We start from the raw sequence: 19012 nt of genomic DNA, 5'->3' as shown, positions 1-19012 counted from the left end.
GCTCAGTCCTTTTCTGCTTCGAGTTCCAACGAACTGACCCAGAAGAATTCACCCTCGGAGTCGTACTCGTAGAGGACAACGCCGCTGCCGACCCCGAGGTTGCCTCCCCCCGCCTGCCGGATCTGGACGATCGCCGAGGAGCCGTCCGCGGCCCCGACTTCGGCCTGCCCGAAGTCCTCGGTGACGACCGAGGTCCGGACCACCCCGGCCCGCCCCACGAAGTCCGCCCGCGTCGGCCCGGCCCCGGCGAAGAGCCGGCGCAGGGGCATGACGACCACCCGCGTCGCCAGCGCCCCGCCCACGAGGGCGACCACCAGGACGACGACCCCGAGCCCGATCCGCAGCGGAGTGCTCACGCCGTCGAGCAGAACGGTGCCGACGAGACTGAGGAACCAGCTGAAGGCGGCGAGCAGCGAGAGCGAGAGGGACAGCGGAACGCCGCCGAAGAAGCCGAACTCCCCGTCTTCGACGTCGAGGACGCCGACCAGGGCCAGCGCCCAGTAGCCGACCAAGACGACCAGCAGGAAGCTGAAGAGAACGGCCGGAAAAGCCAAAGCCGCGGAGACGAACCCGCTCATCGTTTCCTTCCCCCACGGAAGGGGCCCGGCAACCGAGGCCCTGGCCAGCGACTATAGCCAGCGAGCGAGGGCGTTGGCGCACATTTCGGACACGAAGCGATCACACGGGCGAGTCCGCCCCGGCACGGTTCGGCAGACGCCTGGAACCGGACATTTCGGAGCCGCCAAGGGGGCTCGAACCCCTGACCTTCTGTTTACAAGACAGATGCTCTACCAGCTGAGCTATAGCGGCCTGGCGCCGCGGCGCCGCACCCAGTGTATCGGCCCGTCCGCAAGATCCGTCCGAGAGGCACGATCCCCTGCTCCAGGCCACTATGGAGGAACGTGGTCAACGCCACTGCAACGATCACCACACCGGGGTCGATGGTCCGGGAGGAGCAGAGCGAGGAGGTGGATGGATCATGAAGATCAACGAGCGCACCAACGGGGGCAGGGCGGCCAGATGGCCCCTGCTCGAACCGCCGGAACAACGGGCGGAACAGCGGGCGAAGGTCCACCGGCCGAACCTGCTCAAGCACCGGCCGTGGCACGTGCTCGAGGCGCCCACCGGGGAGCTGCCCGCCGTCGAGGCCGAAGAGGCCATGGGGCCGCAGCTGCCCGACGAGACCACCGTCAACTTCGTGCTCGACCTCTCCCTGCGGATCGGGGAGGTGCAGATGGCGAGCGGGGCCGGCGCGTCCGACGTCACCGCGACCATCCTCGCCATCGCCGGGGCGCTCGGGCTGCCGCACTGCGAGGTCGACGTGATCTTCACGTCGATCACCGTCACCTGCCACCGCGGGACCGACCTCTCGCCCGTCACCGCGCTGCGCGTCGTGCGGAGCCGGAGCCTCGACTACACGCGGCTGACCGAGACCGAGAAGCTCGTGCGGAAGATCGTGCGCGGGCACATCGGGGCCGAGCAGGCGCAGACCGAGCTCGAGCGGATCACCTCGGCGCCGCACCCCTACCCGCGCTGGACCGCGACGCTGGCCTGGGGTGGCGTCGCCGCGTTCGTGACGCTGCTGCTCGGCGGCGGGCCCGACATCGCGCTCGTCGCGTTCGTCATCAGCGGGGTCATCGACCGGATCGGGCGGTTCGTGAACCGCTACGGGCTGCCGTTCTTCTTCCAGCAGGTGATCGGCGGCCTGTTCGCGACGCTGTCGGCGATGATCATCCTCAGCACCGGGGTCCTGACCACCGACAAACCGACGCTCGTCGTCGCGGCCGCGGTCACCGTGCTGCTGTCCGGGCTGTCCACCGTCTCGGCGGTGCAGGACGCCATCACCGGCTACAACGTCACCGCCGCCGGCCGCACGATGGAAACCGTGCTGATGTCGGCCGGCCTGATCACCGGGGTCGTGCTGGCCCTGCGCATCGCCGTCATGCTCGGCCTGCCGCGCACGCCGCTGCCCGAGCTGCCGACGTCGACGGCGCTGCAGCTGCCGATGGTCGTCCTCGGCGGCGCCGGCGCGGCCGCCTGCTTCGCGCTCGCGAGCTACTCCAAGATGCGCGCGATGCTGGTCGCGGCGGCCGCCGGGGCAATCGGCGCCGCCGTCTACGGCTCGCTCATGGTGGCGCGGCTGGACGGCGTGAGCTCGTCCGCGATCGCCGCCACGCTGGTCGGGTTCTGCGGTGGCGTGCTCGCGCGGCGACTCGGCGTTACTCCACTGGTGGTCGCCGTGTCCGGGATCACTCCGCTGCTTCCCGGCCTCTCGACCTACCGTGGTCTGTACCAGATCGGGGTCGAGCCGGGCGGCAACATCTCGATGCTCATGACGGCCGTCGCAATCGGGCTTGCGCTGGCAGCGGGCGTGGTACTCGGGGAATGGCTCGCCCAGCCGGTGCGCACCGGCCTGGGCAGGCTCGAGCGGCGGTTCGCCGGACCACGCATGGCTGGTCCGCTCGAACCGACCGAACGAAGCTTGGAGTAACGCCGCGGTCACCGGCTGTTCATCGCTCACGCGATAGGGTTTCACTCTGGGGCCGCGACCCAGAACGCGAGGAGCAGTCGACGTGGGTGAACCGAAGGAGCACGGGAACCAGGCCGATTTCGTCGTGGTGGCGAACCGGCTACCGGTGGACCTGGAACGGACGACGGGCGGCGAACGCCGCTGGACGGCCAGCCCGGGCGGGCTCGTCTCCGCGCTGGAGCCGTTCCTGCGTTCGCGCAAGGGCGCCTGGGTGGGCTGGCCGGGCGTACCGGACGTCGACGTCGACGAGTTCGACGACGACGGGCTCGTGCTGCACCCGGTGTCGTTGAGCGCCGACGAAGTCCGCGACTACTACGAAGGTTTCTCCAACGCGACCCTCTGGCCGCTCTACCACGACGTCGTGGAGCGCCCGGTGTTCGACCGCGTGTGGTGGAACAGCTACGTCAAGGTGAACCAGCGGTTCGCGAAGGCCAGCGCCGAGGTCGCCGCGCCGGGCGCGACCGTGTGGATCCAGGACTACCAGCTGCAGCTGGTGCCGGCGATGCTGCGCGAGTTGAGACCGGACCTGCGCATCGGCTTCTTCCTGCACATCCCGTTCCCGCCGGTCGAGCTGTTCATGCAGATGCCGTGGCGCGCGGCGATCATCCGCGGCCTGACCGGCGCGGACCTCGTCGGCTTCCACCGCCCCGGCGGCGCGCAGAACTTCCTGTGGCTGTGCCGCCAGCTGATCGGCCTCGAGTCGACGCGCGGCGCGGTCGGTGTCCGGTCGCGGCCGGGCACCATGCAGGTCGGCGACCGGACCGTCCGGGTGGGCGCGTTCCCGATCTCCATCGACGCCGCCGGGCTCGACACCCTCGCCCGCACGAAGGGCGTCCAGGAGCGGGCCGCGCAGCTGCGGCGCGACCTCGGCAACCCCAAGACGGTCATCCTCGGCGTCGACCGGCTCGACTACACCAAGGGCATCGACCTGCGGCTGCAGGCGCTGCACGAGCTGCTGCACGAAGGCAGGCTGCAGCCGGACGACGTCACGTTCGTCCAGCTCGCCACCCCGAGCCGCGAGCGCGTCGAGCACTACCAGCGGATGCGCGGCGAGATCGAGCAGATGGTCGGCCGGATCAACGGCGAGTTCGCCCGCGTGGGCCACCCGGTCGTGCACTACTTGCACCAGTCCGTGGACCGGACGGAGCTGGCGGCGTTCTTCTCCGCCGCGGACGTCATGGTCGTGACTCCGTTGCGTGACGGCATGAACCTGGTGTGCAAGGAGTACGTCGCCGCTCGGCACGACCTGGGCGGCGCGCTGGTGCTGTCCGAGTTCGCCGGCGCGGCCGCCGAGCTCTCTAGCGCATTCCTCGTGAACCCCCACGACCTGGACGGGGTGAAGGACGCGCTAGTGGCTGCCATTACGCTCGACCCGGCTGAGGGCCGTCGCCGGATGCGCGCCATGCGTCGCCAGGTCCTCACGCACGATGTCGATCGTTGGGCGCGCTCTTTCCTACAGGCTCTGGGTGCCGAAGCGGTCGACTGACCCGAACGACCATGCACGAGCTCCTGAGGAGGAGTGTTGACTGCCGAGGCCCTGCCCGCCGAGTTGCGGCGCGCGATCGTCCAGATCGCGCGTACCCCGCGACTGCTGGTCGCGTGCGACTACGACGGCACGCTGGCACCCATCACCCTCAACCCGGACGAGGCACGCCCGCTGCCCGAGTCCGTCGGTGCCCTCAGATCGCTCGCCGGTCTGCACGAGACCACCACCGCGGTCATCTCCGGCCGCGCGCTGCGCGACCTCGCCACGCTGTCGCGGCTGCCGTCCGAGGTGAACCTCGTCGGCAGCCACGGCTCGGAGTTCGACATCGGCTTCATCCACGCCCTCGACGACAAGGCGCGTGAGCTGCACCGGCGGCTCGAAGCCGAGCTCGAACAGCTGGTGCTGGACGTGCCGGGGGTGTCGCTGGAGGTCAAGCCGGCGAGCATCGCGGTGCACGTGCGCCGCGCCGAGCACGAGGCCGGGCGCCGCGTGCTGGCCGCCGTCCACTCCGGACCGTCGAAGTGGGAAGGCGTGTCGACCACCGACGGCAAGGAGGTCGTCGAGCTCGCGGTGGTCCAGACGGACAAGGGCCGCGCGCTGGACATCCTGCGCCATCAGGTCGGGGCGACCGCGGCGATCTTCCTCGGCGACGACGTCACCGACGAGAAGGCCTTCGCCCGCCTCTCCGGCCCGGACCTGGGCATCAAGGTCGGCGACGGGGAGACCCTGGCCGGCTACCGCGTGCCGGACACCGTGGACGTCGCCCTGGTGCTGGCGTTCATGCTGGAAGAGCGCCGCAACTGGCTGTACGGCGAGTCCGCGCCGCCGATCGAGCGGCTGTCGATGCTGGCCAACGAGCGGTCGGTCGCGCTGCTCACGCCGGACGCGAAGCTGACCTGGCTGTGCCACCCGGGGCCGGACGCGCCCGCCGTGTTCGCCGACCTGCTCGGCGGCGAGGGGGCCGGCCACTTCTCGATCAAGCCGCACCGCAACGGCCTCCCGCTCGGCCAGCGCTACCTGCCGAACACGATGACGGTCGAGACGCGCTGGTCGCGCCTGCTCGTCACCGACTACCTCGAGCCGGAGAGCCCGCAGCACCGCACGGACCTGGTCCGGGTGATCTCGGGCGAGGCGGTGGCGAGCGTCAAGTTCGCGCCGCGCCCCGAGTTCGGCGGCGTGCCGGTGAAGCTGGAGATCACCGACGGCGGCGTGCGCGTGCTCGGCACGTCGGAGCCGTTCGTGCTCTATTCGCCGGGCGTCGAGTGGACCATCACCTCCGACGGCCTGCACGACACCGCGACCGCGCTGGTGCAGCCGACGCCGACCCAGCCGGTCGTGCTGGAGCTGCGCTGCGGCACCACGGACCTCGGCCCGCACGAACTGTCCGAAGTGGAGCGACGCGACCGCGCCGGCCGCTACTGGAGCGAGTGGACGTCGAAGCTGCAGCTGCCGAAGGTGCAGACCGACCTGGTGCTGCGCTCGGCGCTGACGCTGCGCGGCCTGGTCAACACCGACACCGGCGGCGTGCTGGCGGCGGCGACGTCGTCGCTGCCGGAGGAGATCGGCGGCGTCCGCAACTGGGACTACCGCTACTGCTGGATCCGCGACGCCGCGATGACCGTGCGGGAGCTCGTGCACCTGGGCTCGATCGACGAGGCCGAGGGCTACCTGCGCTGGCTGCACGGCGTGCTCGCGACGCTGGCCGGCCCGGAGCGGCTGCACCCGCTCTACACCTTGGCGGGCAGCGTGATCGGCGCCGAAGCGGTGATCGAGTCGCTGCCCGGGTACGCCGGTTCGCGCCCGGTCCGCGTCGGCAACCTGGCGAACCACCAGGTCCAGCTGGACGTCTTCGGCCCGGTCGTCGAGCTGGTCGGCACCCTGGCCGCGGCGCGCGGTGACCTGCGCGACGAGGACTGGCAGATGGTCCGCGCGATGGCGGAAGCCGTCACGCGGCGCTGGAACGAGCCGGACCACGGGATCTGGGAGGAGCGGCACGTGCCGCGCCACCGGGTCTACTCGCGGGTCATGTGCTGGGTGACGATCGACCGCGCGGTCAAGCTGGGCGAGCAGTACGGCCGCGGCGTGCCGGGCGCGTGGCCCACGCTGCGCGACGAGATCAAGAACGACGTCCTCGAGCACGGCTGGAACGACGAGGTCCAGGCCTTCACCACGGCCTACGACGGCACGGACCTGGACGCGGCGTCGCTGTTCGTCGGCCTGACCGGGCTGATCGACCCGGCCGACGAGCGCTTCCAGCACACGGTGACCGCGATCGAGGCGGAGCTGCGCAGTGGGTCCACTGTGTACCGTTACCGCCGCGACGACGGCCTGCCGGGCGGCGAGGGCGGCTTCCACATCTGCGCGGCGTGGCTGATCGAGGCGTACCTGCTCACCGGGCGGCGCACCGAGGCGCAGGAGCTGTTCGACCAGATCGTGGCGGCGGCCGGCCCGACGGGCCTGCTGCCGGAGCAGTACGACCCGATCGCGGAACGGTCCCTCGGCAACCACCCGCAGGCCTATTCCCACATCGGGCTCATCCGGTGCGCCAACTTGCTGGCGGCGAGTTAGCCCTTTCGGTCCGAATCTCCGTGAAGGCCACCTTGAGGAAGCACAAGTTCCTTATGGTGGCCTTCACGGCATTCGGAGGTGAGCTGGGTGCAGGGGACGTTCGGGCAGGTCGACTTCGTGCCGCTGCCGCCCCGGTTCGCCGACCGGGTGCGCTGGGGGTCGGTGGTCGTCGGGTCCTCGATGATCGGCGGGATGGTCCTGCTGTTCGGGCTCACGACGTTCCTGCAGGGCATCGTCCACGGCCACGCGTTCCCGGCCACGCTGCTCGGCAAGGCCGCGGCCGTGCTGCCCCCGCTGGGCGTGCTGGCGATCGCGGTGCTGGTGCTCTCGTCCCGGCGCTGCCTGCGGGGTGACTACCTGGTCGTCGCGAGCGCGGCGTCCGCCCGCCACGCGCTGCTGTTCACCTACGCGCTGACGCTGGTGCTGATCCTCGGGTCCTTCGCGGTGCCGATCGTGTTCCGGGTGTGGCCGGACTCCCCGGAGTTCCAGGCGCCGGACCTGCTCACGACGTTCTCGACGCTGGCCTTCGCGACCGTGGGTTTCCTGGCGGGCATGTTCTACGTGCGGCCGAGCGTGCAGACGCTCAGGAAGTTCAGCGACCACCCCATCTGGTGAGTCCACAGTAGACACTCGGCCGGGCACCCGTCTGCGCCGAGTTGCAGAGATTTCTTTGCACAATTTCCTTTGCACGGCTACCGTGGAGCCATGACCAGCGCTCCACCACCGGAAGAGCTCGACCCGTACGCCCTCAAGGCCGTCACGCACCCGCTGCGCCGCCGCATCCTCGGCGTGTTGTCGGCGGGCCCGGCGACCGCCACGAAACTCGCCAAAGCCTTGGGCGAGAACACCGGCGCGACCAGCTACCACCTGCGGGAACTGGCCCGGTTCGGGTTCGTCGAGGACGCCCCGGAGCTCGCGCGGGGCAAGGAACGGTGGTGGCGGACACGGCCGCGGGACATCCGCTGGCCGCGCCGCAGCGAGCAGAGCGCCGAATCCCGGGTGCTGTTCGACGACATGCAGCGCCAGGGGTTCGAGGAAGACCTCGCGAAGCTCAACCGGTTCGCGGAAACGCGTGAGGAACTGCCCGGCGACTGGCCGGACTCGCTGTTCTACGCGCGTGGCGGCACCTGGCTCACCGCCGAGGAGCTGAAGCAGTTCTGGGACGACTACATGGAGCTGTTCCGCCGGTACTGGCGAAGCGAGGACGACCGGTCACCGGAAGCGCGGCGCGTGCTCGTGCGCCTGCTCGCGTTCCCGGAACCAGGGGAATGACCATGACAGGGGATCTCGCATGCGAAGAGGGGCTCTACTACTGGCCGGGGTGATCCTGGCCGTCACGGCCGCGGCACCACCGGCTTCGGCCGCGGACGGCGCGGACGTGACTTTCGAAAACGGCGGGGTGACCTTGCACGGCACCGTCGTCGCACCACCCGGCGGGTCGAAGCTGCCGGGACTGGTGATGGTCCACGGCTCGGGGGCGCACAGCCGGGAGGACTACCGCGAGCAGGCGGAAGCCTTTGCGCGACAGGGGATCGCGACGCTCATCTACGACAAGCGCACCGAAGGCTATTCCCAGTTCGAACGCTCGTACTCGACGCTGGCGGACGACGCGCTCGCCGCCGTCGAGGCGTTGCGCAAGCGGCCGGACGTCGATCCGGCGCGGGTCGGCGTCTGGGGCCTGAGCGAAGGGGGCTGGGTGGCACCGCTCGCCGCCTCGCGGTCGGCGGACGTCGCGTTCGTCGTGACACTGGGGGCGAACGGCGTCGAGCCGTCGAGGCAGCAGGCGTGGGCGATCGAGAACCAGTTGCGGCGCCTGGGAATGGACGGCTCGATCGTGCGGATGGCGGCTTCGACGATGATGCGCCAGCTCGTCGGCGGCGGCGTGTTCCCGGAAGCGCACCACGACCCGGTGGCGGTGCTGAAGAGCCTGCGCCAGCCGGTGCTCGGGCTGTGGGGCGCGAAGGACGTCCTGACGCCGCCGGGTGAAGCCGTCCGGATCTTCCAGGCGTCCCTGGAGAACTACACGCTGCGGGTGTTCCCCGACGCCCAGCACCAGCTGCGGCGCACGACCGACGGCTTCGACAAGCTGCCCGGTTACGCACCGGGCTACCTGGAGCTGGTGGGCACGTGGGTCAACCACCCGCCGTCGACGTCGAGCGCCGACGCGCCGCCCGCGCAGGACCGGCCGAGCGTCCGGGTGACGCCGTTGAACTGGTACGAGCCGACCTGGCTCCAGCTCGCGGTGCTGGTGCTCCTGCTCGTCGCGTTCGCCTGGTACCCGCTCGTCCGGCGGGGTCCGGCGGCGAAACCGGCGCGGTGGCTGTCGGCGACCGGGTTGCTCGCCGTGCTCGGCTTCCTGGTCGTGGACGTCCTGATCCAGGCCACCATGGGCAAGGGACTGGGCCCGGTCGTCGCCGGCCGCCCACTGGCGTGGCTGGCGTTGCAGCTGCTTTCACTGGGCGCGGTGGCCGCCGCCATCGGCACGGCGGTGGCGTGGCGGCGGCACCGGACCCCACGGCTCGGCGTACCCCTCGCCGGCGGCGTCTTGTTCGTCCCTTGGGCCGTCTACTGGGGTCTGCTGGGGATCTAGGCGGCGTAGCCCTTCGGCGGGATCAGCGTCGCGAGCTGGTCGAAGCTCAGCCAGTAGATCTGGTTCCCGCCGAAGCTCGCCGGGTCGGCGATCTTGACCGTCATGTCGGAGCTGTCGTAGCCGATCACGGTGAAGTAGTGGTAGATCGTGTAGTTCGGGTAGCCCGGCGGGTGGTTGTTCGCGGGCGCGACGATGTTCGCGACGATCGGGTAGCCGTTGTTGATGTCGAGCACGATGTCCCGCCACAGCAGGTCGCGCTGGGCCTGCGTCGGCGGGTCGTTCGGCATCTCCTTCGTCTCGTACCAGCTCGTGCCGAGGTCGGCGTTGAGCACGCCGGTGACCTGGCCGACCCAGTCCGTGCCGTTGGTGGTCGTGCCGAGCTGGGCGGCGAGCGTCGCCTGGCTCGGGAGGTTACCGGTGCGCGCGGACAGCGCGATCCGGGTGGCGGCCGGGCCGCACCAGTAGCCGGTCTCCTGGACCTGGTACTGGATGTTCAGCACGGCTTCGATGCTGGCGTCGGCGACCGCGGGCAGCGAGACGAGCCCCATGGCGGCGACGAGCGTGACGAACCCCAGGCGGAATCTGCGCATGACGATCCTTCCCCAGTTAGGGCGTCAGTGGGTCAACGCCTCACGAAGGGATGATCCCGACCACTCGGGCGCTTGTCCCTCACCCACCCCGAACGGATCACGACGAAGGTAGGTTCGCCCGTGAACGCTCGTGCGCGCTGCGGGCAACTGGGGGCATGCAGGTGATCCACGAGGGATCGGAGCTCTGGGGGCACGACCGCCCGGACCTGGGCGGACCCGAGCCCGGGCCGGCGTTCGGGCGGCTCTTCGACGCCCACGCCCCGCAGCTGCGCCGCTACCTCGCCCGCCGGGTCGGGCCCGAACCGGCCAACGACCTCGTCGCCGAGACCTTCCTGGTGGCGTTGCGCCGCCGCGAGACCTACCGGCCGGAGCTGGGCACGGCCCGGTCGTGGCTCTACGGCATCGCGACCAACCTGCTCCGCCACCACGTGCGGTCCGAGCTGCGCGGGCTGCAGGCCACGGCGCGGCTGGCCCGCACCGGCGAAACGAGCCACGCGGGCCACGACGGCCGCGTCGCCGAGCGCGTCGACGCCCAGGTCCGGGCGGCGCAGCTGGCCGCGGCGCTGGCCCGGCTGAGCCCGGCCGACCGCGACACGCTGCTGCTCGTGTCGTGGGCCGGGCTGGAACCGGCGGAGGTGGCCGAGGCCCTCGGCATCCCGCCGGGTACGGTCCGCTCCCGGTTGCACCGGATCAGACGCTGGCTCAGGACGAACGCCCCGATCGAAGAGGAGGTGCAGGACCTTGCGTGAAGACAACGTCCGGAAGATCTGGTCCGAAGCCGAACTCGACGCGGCCCTGTCCGACCTGCACGCCGACGCCGACGCCGACGACGGGCTGGCCTTCGCGCGCGCGTCCCTGATGGCGGCGGCCGGCACGCCCGAGGCCCCGGCGCCGCGGCGCACCGGCACCTGGCGCTGGCTCGCCGTGGCCGCGGCGGTCGTCACGCTGGTGGGCGGCCTGGCGGTGGTGACGTCGCTGCGGCCGTCGGACCCGGAGCCGGCCCGCCCGGCGGCGACCCTCACCGACCTGGACCGCCCGCTGGAGCCGGGCGAATTCCGCTACGCGCAGAGACTCAGCTGGATACCGGAAACGGCGAACGGGCGGCAGTTCCACGCCCAGCGCAAGGTGGAGCTGTGGATCCCGGCGGACCCGAAGGGGATCTGGCACCGGCGCACGATGTGGACGGGCGCGGTGAAGGACCTGCGCGACGGCGAAGCGGCGCGGATCGACCAGGCTCCCACCGACGAGTACGGCCCGGGCGGCCGGTTCCCGGGCGAGCCGCGCCCGGACGGGACGACCAGCCCGAACTGGAAAACGCCGTTCCGGAACTGGTTGAGCCCCGACGCCGCACTGGTCGCTTCGCTCGTCCCCGACCGGACGACGCTGGCCAAGCGCCTGAAGTCCGACACGATCGACTCCACCGACGACGGCCGGGCCCACACCCCGACGGAGTCGCTCACGATGGTGCGGATGGTGCTGGAACTGGGCCTGGCCGGCAAGGACGTCCGCTTCGCCCTGCGCGACGCGCTCACCGACGTCAGCGGGGTCTTCGCGAAGCCGGGCCACACCCCGGACGGCCGCCCGGCCACGGTGTTCGAAACGAAGGACACGAGCCAGCACCTGTACCTCGACCCGGCGACGGCGCAGCTGCTGGCCTGGGACTTCCCCCCGGGCACCCCGCAGACGACGACCACCCGGCCGAGCGGGATCCCGCTGAGCACGTCCGAGCTGCCGCCGAACCACGGTGGGCCGTCGTCGAGCACGATCGAGAGCACCCCGAATTCGGCGGTGCCACCGCCGATGGCCACGACGAGCCTGCCCCCACCGATCCCGCCGCAGTTCCAGGGCGCACCGGAGACCGTGTACTCCTACGCGATCACCCGCACGTCCGGCTGAACCCTGGCGGCCGCCGGAGCCCGGGGTCAGCGAGCGTGGCTGGCCGCGTTCAACGCGTCCGCGACGTTCGCCACCTCCAGCACCCGGATCCCCGCCGGCGGCTTCCCCGAATCCGGCGGCACCAAGGCGTGCGTGAAGCCCAGCCGCGCCGCCTCCGCGAGCCGGCGGGTCACGCTCGGCACCCGGCGGATCTCCCCCGCCAGCCCGACTTCGCCCACCGACACCAGCCGTGGCGACAAAGCGACGTCGCCGAACGAAGACGTCAGCGCCAGCACCACCGCCAGGTCGATGCCCGGCTCGGTGATCTTCATGCCGCCGACCGTGGCCGTGTAGACGTCCTTGTCGCCCAGCTTCAGCCCGCCGCGCTTCTCCAGCACCGCGAGGACCATCGCCACCCGCGCCGAATCGAGGCCGCTGACCGCGCGCCGCGGCTGGGGTGCCGATGTCGACGACACCAGCGCCTGGACCTCGCCCAGCAGCGGCCGCTTGCCCTCCATGGACACCGTGATCGCCGTGCCCGCGACCGGCTCCGCCGTGTGGCTGAGGAACAGCCCCGACGGGTCCGGGACGCCGACGATGCCCTCTTCCTGCAGCTCGAAGCAGCCGATCTCGTCGGAGGCGCCGAAGCGGTTCTTGATGCCGCGGAGCATCCGCAGCGTCGAATGCTTGTCGCCCTCGAACTGCAGCACCACGTCCACCAGGTGCTCCAGCACGCGCGGGCCGGCCACCGAGCCGTCTTTCGTGACGTGCCCCACCAGCACCACCGGCAGCCCGCGCTCCTTGGCTACCGCGACCAGCCCGGACGTCACCGCCCGGACCTGCGTCACGCCCCCTGGCGAGCCTTCGACCTGCGGCGAAGCCATGGTCTGCACCGAGTCGACGATCAGCACGCCCGGCTTGACGTCGTCGATGTGCCCGAGGATGGCCGAAAGGTCGCTTTCCGCGGCGAGGTACATCCGGTCGTGGATGTTGCCCGTGCGCTCGGCGCGCAACCGGACCTGGCCCGCGGACTCCTCGCCCGTGACGTACAAGGAGCGGTCGACCGTCTTCGCCCACTGGTAGGCGACCTCGAGGAGCAGCGTCGACTTGCCGACGCCCGGCTCACCCGCGAGCAGCACCACCGCGCCCGGCACCAGGCCGCCGCCCAGCACCCGGTCGAGTTCCGAGACGCCGGTCTTGCGGGCTCGCGCGGCTTCGACGTCGACTTCGCCGATCGGCCGCGCGGGTGCGCTGGGCGCCCCGGCCGCGACGCGCTGGATGGCCGGCCTGGCCGGCACCCCGCGTTCCTCGAACGAGCCCCATTCCTGGCACTCCGGACAACGGCCGAGCCACTTGGCCGCTTCGTACCCGCAGCTCCCGCAGCGGTAGGTGGTCCCTTTCTTCACCCCGCGAGGCTAGCGGCGACCACCGACAAAACCGGGGACCTACTCCTTGGCGTGCGCCGGGGCCGCCACGGGCAGCTCGACGGTGACCGGCCCGGCGTTCTTGAAGACGAACGTGACCTTGAGGACCTGGCCCGGCCACAGCGGCTGCTTCAGCGCGGGCAGGGTGACGGTGGCCTGGCCGACCTTCTCCGGCGCGGTCGGCGTCGCGGCCGGGCCGGACGACGGGACCTCGGAGGTGGCGGTCGCGGTCAGGTTGCCCGGGCTGGCGGTCGCCGAGCTGCTGCCGGTCGCGGTCGACGTCGACGAAGACGGCGCTCCCGACGAGGACGGCGCGGCCGGGGCCGAGGTCTGCACCTCGTCGGTCGATTCGACGGCGTCGTCCGGGCCGATGACGAGCGAGTGCGCCGCGACGACGTCCTTGGAGCCGCCGATGGTGGCCTGGGTGCCGTCTTCGGTCGTGACCGAGACGAGCGAGTCGTCCTGGGTGCCCTGGTTCACGATCGTCAGCGTCAGCGCCGGGGTCGCGCCCACCGGGTAACCGGGACCGGACTTCGGGTACTGGACCGCGGCGTCGCGCAGGACAAGGGTCTTGACCTGGGCGTGCGTGCCGTTGACGGCGGGCTGCTGCGTGTCGGTCTGGGTGATCTGGCCTGCCCCGCACCCGGCGAGCACGAGCGCGGCACCGAGCGCCAGCACGCCCGCGCCGAGCACGCGACGATTCTGCAGCCTCACGTCGCAGTCCTTCCCTTTTCACGGCCTCGTCCCCGCGAAGACTAGCCGGGGTCGATCTCCGGCACCGAACCGGTCCGCGTTGCGCCCAAGATCAACCGTCCAAAATGGATTTCGTGATGCCCCCCGAAACGCTTCCCCGCTACCTGCGTGAGCACGGGGGTCCGACGTTTGTCAACCCCCGCTCAGGGCGCTGACCTGCGAGGACGAGTCCGGCCCGCTAGGTGGGCACTGGCGGCCCGTGCTAGGATGGAGTCAGCGAAAGGGGCAGAGGACACATGGTTTTCAAGGTCGGAGAGACCGTCGTCTACCCGCACCACGGTGCCGCACTCATCGAAGCCATCGAGACCCGCGTGATCAAGGGCGAGGAAAAGAAGTACCTCGTCCTCAAGGTCGCGCAAGGGGATCTCACGGTTCGCGTGCCCGCTGACAACGCCGAGATCGTAGGCGTACGCGATGTCGTCGGGCAAGAAGGACTGGACAAGGTCTTCGACGTTCTGCGTGCTCCGCACACCGAAGAGCCAACCAACTGGTCTCGTCGGTACAAGGCCAACCTCGAGAAGCTCGCCTCCGGCGATGTGAACAAGGTGGCCGAAGTGGTGCGCGACCTCTGGCGGCGAGAGAAGGACCGCGGACTTTCAGCCGGCGAGAAGCGCATGCTGGCGAAGGCGCGGCAAATTCTGGTCAGCGAGCTCGCGCTCGCGGAGGGCACCGACGAGGACAAGGCTGAGGTCCTCCTCGACGAAGTTCTGGAAACCGCGACGGTCTGAGCCCAAGGCAGTCCGCTGGTGGCTGCCTCTACGATCGCGAACCGATGAACGTCGTCGTGATCGTGACCGTCGCACACCATGCCTCCGACTGGGAGCTCGCTCTCACGCCGGTCCATGGTGAGGCGCTACTCACGCACACCGTGCGGGGGCTGCTCGACGTACCGGAGATTTCTACGGTGCTCGTGGTGGCCCCCCAGCGGTGTGCGAAGTCGTATTCCGAAGCCCTCGAAGGGCTTTCGTGCCGGGTCGTCCCCGGCTCGCTCCGGCAGGCCTTCGCCGTCGTCGAGCCCGAAGTTCCCCGTGACTCAGTTGTACTCCTCCATGACGCTCTGCGTGCCTTCATTCCTGCGCAAACCGTGCGTGACGTGATCAACGCCGTCGGTGACGCCGAAGTGGTCGTCCCGGTGCTGCCGATGGCCGACACGGTGAAGGTGACCGACGACGCATCGCTGATCGTCGGCACGGAGGACCGTTCCCGCCTGCGCACGGCCCAGACGCCGATCGGCTTCACGCTCGACGCGTTCCTCGCGGCCGGCTTCACGACGGCGGTCCCCCCGGGCGCGGCGACCGTGCCGGGCCACCCGGACGCGATGCGCGTCACGACCGATTTCGAACTTTCCCTGGCCGAGGCGATCGCGGCGGCACCGAAGAACGAGGAGACGCTGTGAGGATCGGCAACGGGGTCGACGTCCACCCGATCGAACCGGGCCGCGAGTGCTGGATGGCCGGGCTGCTCTGGCCGGAGGCCGACGGCTGCGCCGGCCACTCGGACGGCGACGTCGCCTCCCACGCGCTCTGCGACGCCCTGCTGTCCGCAGCGGGCCTCGGCGACCTGGGCGCGGTCTTCGGCACGGGCGACCCCCGCATGGACGGCGCCCACGGCGCGGACATGCTCACCGAGGTCAGGGGCCTGCTCGAGGCCGCGGGCTGGCGCGTCGCCAACGCGACGGTCCAGATCGTCGGCAACGCCCCTCGGGTGGGCAAGCGACGCGAGGAAGCGCAGAAGGTCCTGTCGGAGGCGGTGGGCGGCCCGGTGAGCGTCTCGGGCACGACATCGGACGGCTTGGGCCTGACGGGCCGCGGCGAGGGCATCGCGGCCTTCGCGACGGCGCTGCTGCTGGCGGCGGACTAGCGCCCCCGCTCCGCACCGGTTCCGCCCACGCCCGGCTCTGCCGGCCCGACTCCACCCGCCCCGGCCCAGCGCCGCCCTCGGCTCCACGCGGCCAGCCCACCCAGCGCCGACCTGCCCCGCTGCTCTCGGCTCCACGCGGCCGGCCAGCGCCGCCCGGCCCGCCGCCGCGCACTCGCGCAGTCCGTCCACACCCGGCGCCGCCCCGCCGCACCCGGCACCGCCGCTCCGGCCTTCACGACCCGAGCCCCGCCCCGCCCGTCGCGAATGACTCATTCCCGGCCTCCGAGGTACCGGATGAGTCATTCGCGCCCTCGGCCGAGCCCGCCCCACCAGGAACCAGAGAGAACCAGCGGCGGAATAGGTCCCCGCCCGCGCCGGTTCGGCGTGATATGTCCCTCACCCTCCCGGCCGCCGTCCGCGCGCTGGTCGATGGCAAGAACTTCGCCACCGTCGCCACCCTCGATCCCGACGGCAGCCCGCAGACCTCCGTCGTCTGGGTCGGGCTCGACGACGGCGACCTCAGTCTTCAGCGCGACCGAGGACCGGCGCAAGGTCCGCAACCTGCGGCGCGACCCCCGCCTCGGCGTCTCGATCACCGACGCCGAAAACCCGTACCGGCACACCCAGCTGCGCGGCACCGCCGAGCTCACCCCCGACCCCGGCAAGGCGCTCCCCAAGGCGCTGAGCCACAAGTACCTCGCCCAGGACCCGCCGCCCGAGGGCCCCGAGGTCGAACGCGTGGTCGTGCGGCTGAAAGTCGACCGCATCGCGGGCAACGTGAAATAGGGTCCGGACCATGGGTGTGACATTCAACGAGGCCACCAAGGCCCTGCTCGACGGCCGGAACTACCCGGTCGTCGCCACCACCAACGCCGACGGCTCGCCGCAGAGCTCCGTCGTCTGGGCCAAGCGGGACGGCGACACCGTGCTCTTCGTGACCGTCCAAGGCCGGCGGAAGGAACGCAACATCCGCCGCGACCCGCGGGTGTCGCTCTCCGTCTTCGACCTGGCCGACCCCGAGAACTACGTCGAGATCCGCGGCCGCGCCGAGGTCACCGCCGAGGGCGGCCCCGAGCTGAACGACGAGCTGGCCCGCAAGTACACCGGCGACGTCTTCCCGCCCGAGCCGCCGGAGGTCGTGCGCGTGCTGGTCCGCGTCGTGCCCGAACACATCACAGGGCATTCGGCCTGACCCTCCCGTTAGGCTGGAAACCATGACGATCAGGGCGGTTTTGTTCGACTACTCCGGCACGCTTTTCCGGCTGGAACAGGACGAGTCCTGGCTCGCCGACATCACCGGCCACACCGGCTCGCCGCTCGACCTCGAAGCGCAGACCGAGCTGATGCGCCGGATGACCGCCCCGGTCGGCGAGGTCGTCGAGCTCGACGCCGAGCACCTGCACGCCTGGCAGCACCGCGACCGCGACCCCGGGCTGCACCGGAAGGTCTACCTCGAGGTGCTCAAGAAGTCGGGCGTCCCGCGGCGCGAGGAGGCCGTCGCGCTGTACGAGCGGCTCATCGATCCCAGCCAGTGGACGCCGTACCCGGACACCGAGGCCGTGCTGAAAGCCGCGTCCGAGCGGGGGCTCAAGGTGGGCGTGCTCAGCAACATCGCCTTCGACATCCGGCCCGCGTTCACCGCCCGCGGGTGGGACGCCTACGTCGACGAATTCGTGCTGTCCTTCGAGGTCGGAGCGGTCAAGCCGGAGCTGGAGATCTTCCGCAAGGCCGTCGAGGGTCTCGGCGTCCCGGCCACCGAAACCCTGATGGTCGGCGACAGCGAAGAGGCCGATGGCGGCGCCCGCGCGCTCGGCTGCGAGTTCGCGCTGGTCGACCCGCTGCCGACCGCCGAACGGCCGGACGCCCTGCTCACGGCGCTGCGCGCGCACGGCGTCGCCTGAGGGGCAGAGAGGTCCCTCACGCCCGACCCCGTACCCTTTCAGGGTGGCCCTACACCTTTTCGACACAGCGACCCGGAGCGTGCGGGAGTTCCACCCCGTCCGTAGCGGAACGGCGTCGATCTACGTGTGTGGTGCCACCGTGCAGGGCGTCCCCCACATCGGGCACGTCCGCGGCGCGCTGAACTACGACGTCCTGCGCCGCTGGCTCGTCCACAGTGGACTGGACGTGCGGCTGGTCCGCAACGTCACCGACATCGACGACAAGATCCTCGCCAAGGCCACCGACGCCGGCCGGCCGTGGTGGGAGTGGGCGGCGACGCACGAGCGCGCCTTCGAGCAGGCCTACGACCAGCTCGGCTGCCTCCCGCCGTCGATCAACCCGCGCGCGACCGGGCACATCACCCAGATGGTCGAGCTGATGCAGCGCCTGATCGACCAGGGCCACGCCTACGCGACCGAGGGCGACGTCTACTTCTCGGTGAAGTCGTTCGACCACTACGGCGAGCTGTCGCGCCAGGGCCTCGACGACGTCCAGCAGGGCGAGACGCCGACCCGCGGCAAGCAGGACCCCCGCGACTTCACGCTGTGGAAGAGCGCCAAGCCGGGTGAGCCGTCGTGGCCGACGCCGTGGGGCGACGGCCGGCCGGGCTGGCACCTCGAGTGCTCGGCCATGGCCACGGCCTACCTCGGCGCGGAGTTCGACATCCACGGTGGCGGGATCGACCTGATCTTCCCGCACCACGAAAACGAGCGCGCGCAGTCGAACGCCGTCGGCGACCCGTTCGCCCGCTACTGGCTGCACAACGCGTGGGTGACCATGTCCGGCGAAAAGATGTCGAAGTCGCTGGGCAACACCGTGACGATCCCCGCGATGCTGGAGCGCTACCGGGCGGTCGAGCTGCGCTACTACCTGGTGCAGCCGCACTACCGGTCCAACATCGAGTACTCCGACGCCGCGGTCTCCGAGGCCGCGCAGGGCTACCGGCGGATCGAGACGTTCCTGCGCCGCGCGGCCGGGGCCGGCGAAGTCACCACCGGCACGCTGCCCGCGGAGTTCGCGAACGCGCTCGACGACGACCTCGCCACCCCGCAGGCGTTCGCCGTGGTGCACACCACGGTGCGGGACGGTAACGCCGCTCTCGACGCGGGCGACACACCGAAGGCACTCGAACTCGCCGCGGCCGTCCGCGCGATGACCGACGTGCTCGGCCTCGACCCGCTGTCCGCGCGCTGGTCCGAGGCGGGCGGTTCCGACACGCCCACCAAGGAGGCGCTGGGCTCCCTCGTCGAAGGGCTGCTGGCCGAGCGCCAGCAGGCCAGGGCCGAGAAGGACTTCGCCCGCGCGGACGCCGCCCGTGACCGCCTCCAGCAGGCGGGCATCGTGGTGGAGGACACCCCCAACGGTCCGCAGTGGACAGTCAAGTCCGACTGAGCA

18 protein-coding genes, 1 tRNA gene and 1 pseudogene are annotated in these 19012 nt (G+C 71.0%); 15 read left to right on the top strand and 5 right to left on the bottom strand.

Going from position 1 to position 19012, the window contains the following annotated elements; translation table 11 throughout:
- Window positions 1–2: 2 nt before the first annotated feature.
- Together ACLJQM_RS07235 and ACLJQM_RS07230 are read right to left on the bottom strand one after the other, a co-directional pair.
- A complete protein-coding gene (locus ACLJQM_RS07235) occupies window positions 3–578 on the bottom strand; it encodes a hypothetical protein (RefSeq protein ID WP_410630509.1) in 576 nt (191 codons plus the stop codon).
- A gap of 159 nt (window positions 579–737) precedes the next feature.
- A tRNA-Thr gene (locus ACLJQM_RS07230) sits at window positions 738–810 on the bottom strand.
- 169 nt (window positions 811–979) lie between these two features.
- On the opposite strand from ACLJQM_RS07230, the gene ACLJQM_RS07225 reads away from it, so the two are divergent.
- The 6 genes from ACLJQM_RS07225 to ACLJQM_RS07200 all read left to right on the top strand — a co-directional run bounded on the left by ACLJQM_RS07225 (window position 980) and on the right by ACLJQM_RS07200 (window position 9174).
- Window positions 980–2491 carry a threonine/serine exporter ThrE family protein gene (locus ACLJQM_RS07225; protein WP_247017585.1) on the top strand — a complete coding sequence of 504 codons (1512 nt, stop codon included), beginning with the start codon at window positions 980–982 and terminating at the stop codon, window positions 2489–2491.
- Between the two features lie 82 nt (window positions 2492–2573).
- Window positions 2574–4016, top strand: a complete 1443-nt coding sequence (locus tag ACLJQM_RS07220; protein ID WP_410630508.1) for a trehalose-6-phosphate synthase — start codon at window positions 2574–2576, stop codon at window positions 4014–4016.
- A 36-nt stretch (window positions 4017–4052) separates the two neighbouring features.
- Window positions 4053–6584: a trehalose-phosphatase gene (otsB, locus tag ACLJQM_RS07215; protein WP_247017581.1), complete on the top strand. Its 2532-nt coding sequence runs from the start codon at window positions 4053–4055 to the stop codon at window positions 6582–6584.
- A gap of 87 nt (window positions 6585–6671) precedes the next feature.
- Window positions 6672–7199 carry a hypothetical protein gene (locus tag ACLJQM_RS07210; protein WP_247017579.1) on the top strand — a complete coding sequence of 176 codons (528 nt, stop codon included), beginning with the start codon at window positions 6672–6674 and terminating at the stop codon, window positions 7197–7199.
- A gap of 90 nt (window positions 7200–7289) precedes the next feature.
- A complete protein-coding gene (locus ACLJQM_RS07205) occupies window positions 7290–7856 on the top strand; it encodes an ArsR/SmtB family transcription factor (RefSeq protein ID WP_410630506.1) in 567 nt (188 codons plus the stop codon).
- 49 nt (window positions 7857–7905) lie between these two features.
- Entirely contained in the window at window positions 7906–9174 is a 1269-nt protein-coding gene (locus tag ACLJQM_RS07200) for an alpha/beta hydrolase family protein (RefSeq protein ID WP_410630805.1), read from the top strand.
- On the opposite strand, the gene ACLJQM_RS07195 is transcribed toward ACLJQM_RS07200, so the two are convergent.
- Entirely contained in the window at window positions 9171–9764 is a 594-nt protein-coding gene (locus ACLJQM_RS07195; protein ID WP_410630505.1) for a C39 family peptidase, read from the bottom strand. The genes ACLJQM_RS07200 and ACLJQM_RS07195 overlap by 4 nt on opposite strands.
- 155 nt (window positions 9765–9919) lie before the next feature.
- On the opposite strand from ACLJQM_RS07195, the gene ACLJQM_RS07190 reads away from it, so the two are divergent.
- Together ACLJQM_RS07190 and ACLJQM_RS07185 are read left to right on the top strand one after the other, a co-directional pair.
- The gene (locus tag ACLJQM_RS07190; protein ID WP_410630504.1) at window positions 9920–10513 is read left to right on the top strand and encodes an RNA polymerase sigma factor; all 594 of its coding nucleotides are present in this window, start codon (window positions 9920–9922) and stop codon (window positions 10511–10513) included.
- The gene (locus ACLJQM_RS07185) at window positions 10506–11660 is read left to right on the top strand and encodes a hypothetical protein (RefSeq protein WP_410630503.1); all 1155 of its coding nucleotides are present in this window, start codon (window positions 10506–10508) and stop codon (window positions 11658–11660) included. Before ACLJQM_RS07190 ends, ACLJQM_RS07185 begins: the two co-directional genes overlap by 8 nt.
- Window positions 11661–11686: 26 nt before the next feature.
- On the opposite strand, the gene radA is transcribed toward ACLJQM_RS07185, so the two are convergent.
- Window positions 11687–13045 carry a DNA repair protein RadA gene (gene radA / locus ACLJQM_RS07180; RefSeq protein WP_247017567.1) on the bottom strand — a complete coding sequence of 453 codons (1359 nt, stop codon included), beginning with the start codon at window positions 13043–13045 and terminating at the stop codon, window positions 11687–11689.
- Between the two features lie 39 nt (window positions 13046–13084).
- Window positions 13085–13777 carry a hypothetical protein gene (locus ACLJQM_RS07175; protein ID WP_360777383.1) on the bottom strand — a complete coding sequence of 231 codons (693 nt, stop codon included), beginning with the start codon at window positions 13775–13777 and terminating at the stop codon, window positions 13085–13087.
- A 275-nt stretch (window positions 13778–14052) separates the two neighbouring features.
- On the opposite strand from ACLJQM_RS07175, the gene ACLJQM_RS07170 reads away from it, so the two are divergent.
- The 7 genes and pseudogenes from ACLJQM_RS07170 (at window position 14053) to cysS (ending at window position 19009) form a co-directional block, all read left to right on the top strand.
- Window positions 14053–14544, top strand: coding sequence for a CarD family transcriptional regulator (locus tag ACLJQM_RS07170; RefSeq protein ID WP_004559016.1), 492 nt, complete (start codon window positions 14053–14055; stop codon window positions 14542–14544).
- Between the two features lie 44 nt (window positions 14545–14588).
- Window positions 14589–15212: a 2-C-methyl-D-erythritol 4-phosphate cytidylyltransferase gene (locus tag ACLJQM_RS07165; RefSeq protein WP_410630502.1), complete on the top strand. Its 624-nt coding sequence runs from the start codon at window positions 14589–14591 to the stop codon at window positions 15210–15212.
- Window positions 15209–15676 (top strand): 2-C-methyl-D-erythritol 2,4-cyclodiphosphate synthase, encoded by a 468-nt coding sequence (ispF, locus tag ACLJQM_RS07160; protein WP_247017561.1) that lies wholly within the window; start codon window positions 15209–15211, stop codon window positions 15674–15676. Before ACLJQM_RS07165 ends, ispF begins: the two co-directional genes overlap by 4 nt.
- A 389-nt stretch (window positions 15677–16065) precedes the next feature.
- Window positions 16066–16462: pseudogene (locus ACLJQM_RS07155) on the top strand (PPOX class F420-dependent oxidoreductase).
- Window positions 16463–16472: 10 nt separating this feature from the next.
- Window positions 16473–16868: a PPOX class F420-dependent oxidoreductase gene (locus tag ACLJQM_RS07150; RefSeq protein ID WP_290057966.1), complete on the top strand. Its 396-nt coding sequence runs from the start codon at window positions 16473–16475 to the stop codon at window positions 16866–16868.
- Between the two features lie 22 nt (window positions 16869–16890).
- Entirely contained in the window at window positions 16891–17577 is a 687-nt protein-coding gene (locus ACLJQM_RS07145) for an HAD family hydrolase (protein WP_410630501.1), read from the top strand.
- Window positions 17578–17620: 43 nt separating this feature from the next.
- Window positions 17621–19009 carry a cysteine--tRNA ligase gene (gene cysS, locus ACLJQM_RS07140; RefSeq protein ID WP_410630500.1) on the top strand — a complete coding sequence of 463 codons (1389 nt, stop codon included), beginning with the start codon at window positions 17621–17623 and terminating at the stop codon, window positions 19007–19009.
- The last annotated feature ends 3 nt before the right edge of the window (window positions 19010–19012 follow it).

The sequence above is a fragment of the Amycolatopsis sp. cmx-4-83 genome (assembly GCF_046548815.1).
GTDB lineage: Bacteria > Actinomycetota > Actinomycetes > Mycobacteriales > Pseudonocardiaceae > Amycolatopsis > Amycolatopsis pretoriensis_A.
This window is presented reverse-complemented; position numbering and strand designations above follow the sequence as displayed.

Coding starts and splice junctions, on each gene's coding strand:
- ACLJQM_RS07235 (WP_410630509.1), bottom strand. CDS start 578: ATGAGCGGGTTCGTCTCCGCGGCTTTGGCTTTTCCGGCCGTTCTCTTC.
- ACLJQM_RS07225 (WP_247017585.1), top strand. CDS start 980: ATGAAGATCAACGAGCGCACCAACGGGGGCAGGGCGGCCAGATGGCCC.
- ACLJQM_RS07205 (WP_410630506.1), top strand. CDS start 7,290: ATGACCAGCGCTCCACCACCGGAAGAGCTCGACCCGTACGCCCTCAAG.
- ACLJQM_RS07195 (WP_410630505.1), bottom strand. CDS start 9,764: ATGCGCAGATTCCGCCTGGGGTTCGTCACGCTCGTCGCCGCCATGGGG.
- ACLJQM_RS07190 (WP_410630504.1), top strand. CDS start 9,920: ATGCAGGTGATCCACGAGGGATCGGAGCTCTGGGGGCACGACCGCCCG.
- ACLJQM_RS07170 (WP_004559016.1), top strand. CDS start 14,053: ATGGTTTTCAAGGTCGGAGAGACCGTCGTCTACCCGCACCACGGTGCC.
- ACLJQM_RS07165 (WP_410630502.1), top strand. CDS start 14,589: ATGAACGTCGTCGTGATCGTGACCGTCGCACACCATGCCTCCGACTGG.
- ACLJQM_RS07150 (WP_290057966.1), top strand. CDS start 16,473: ATGGGTGTGACATTCAACGAGGCCACCAAGGCCCTGCTCGACGGCCGG.
- ACLJQM_RS07145 (WP_410630501.1), top strand. CDS start 16,891: ATGACGATCAGGGCGGTTTTGTTCGACTACTCCGGCACGCTTTTCCGG.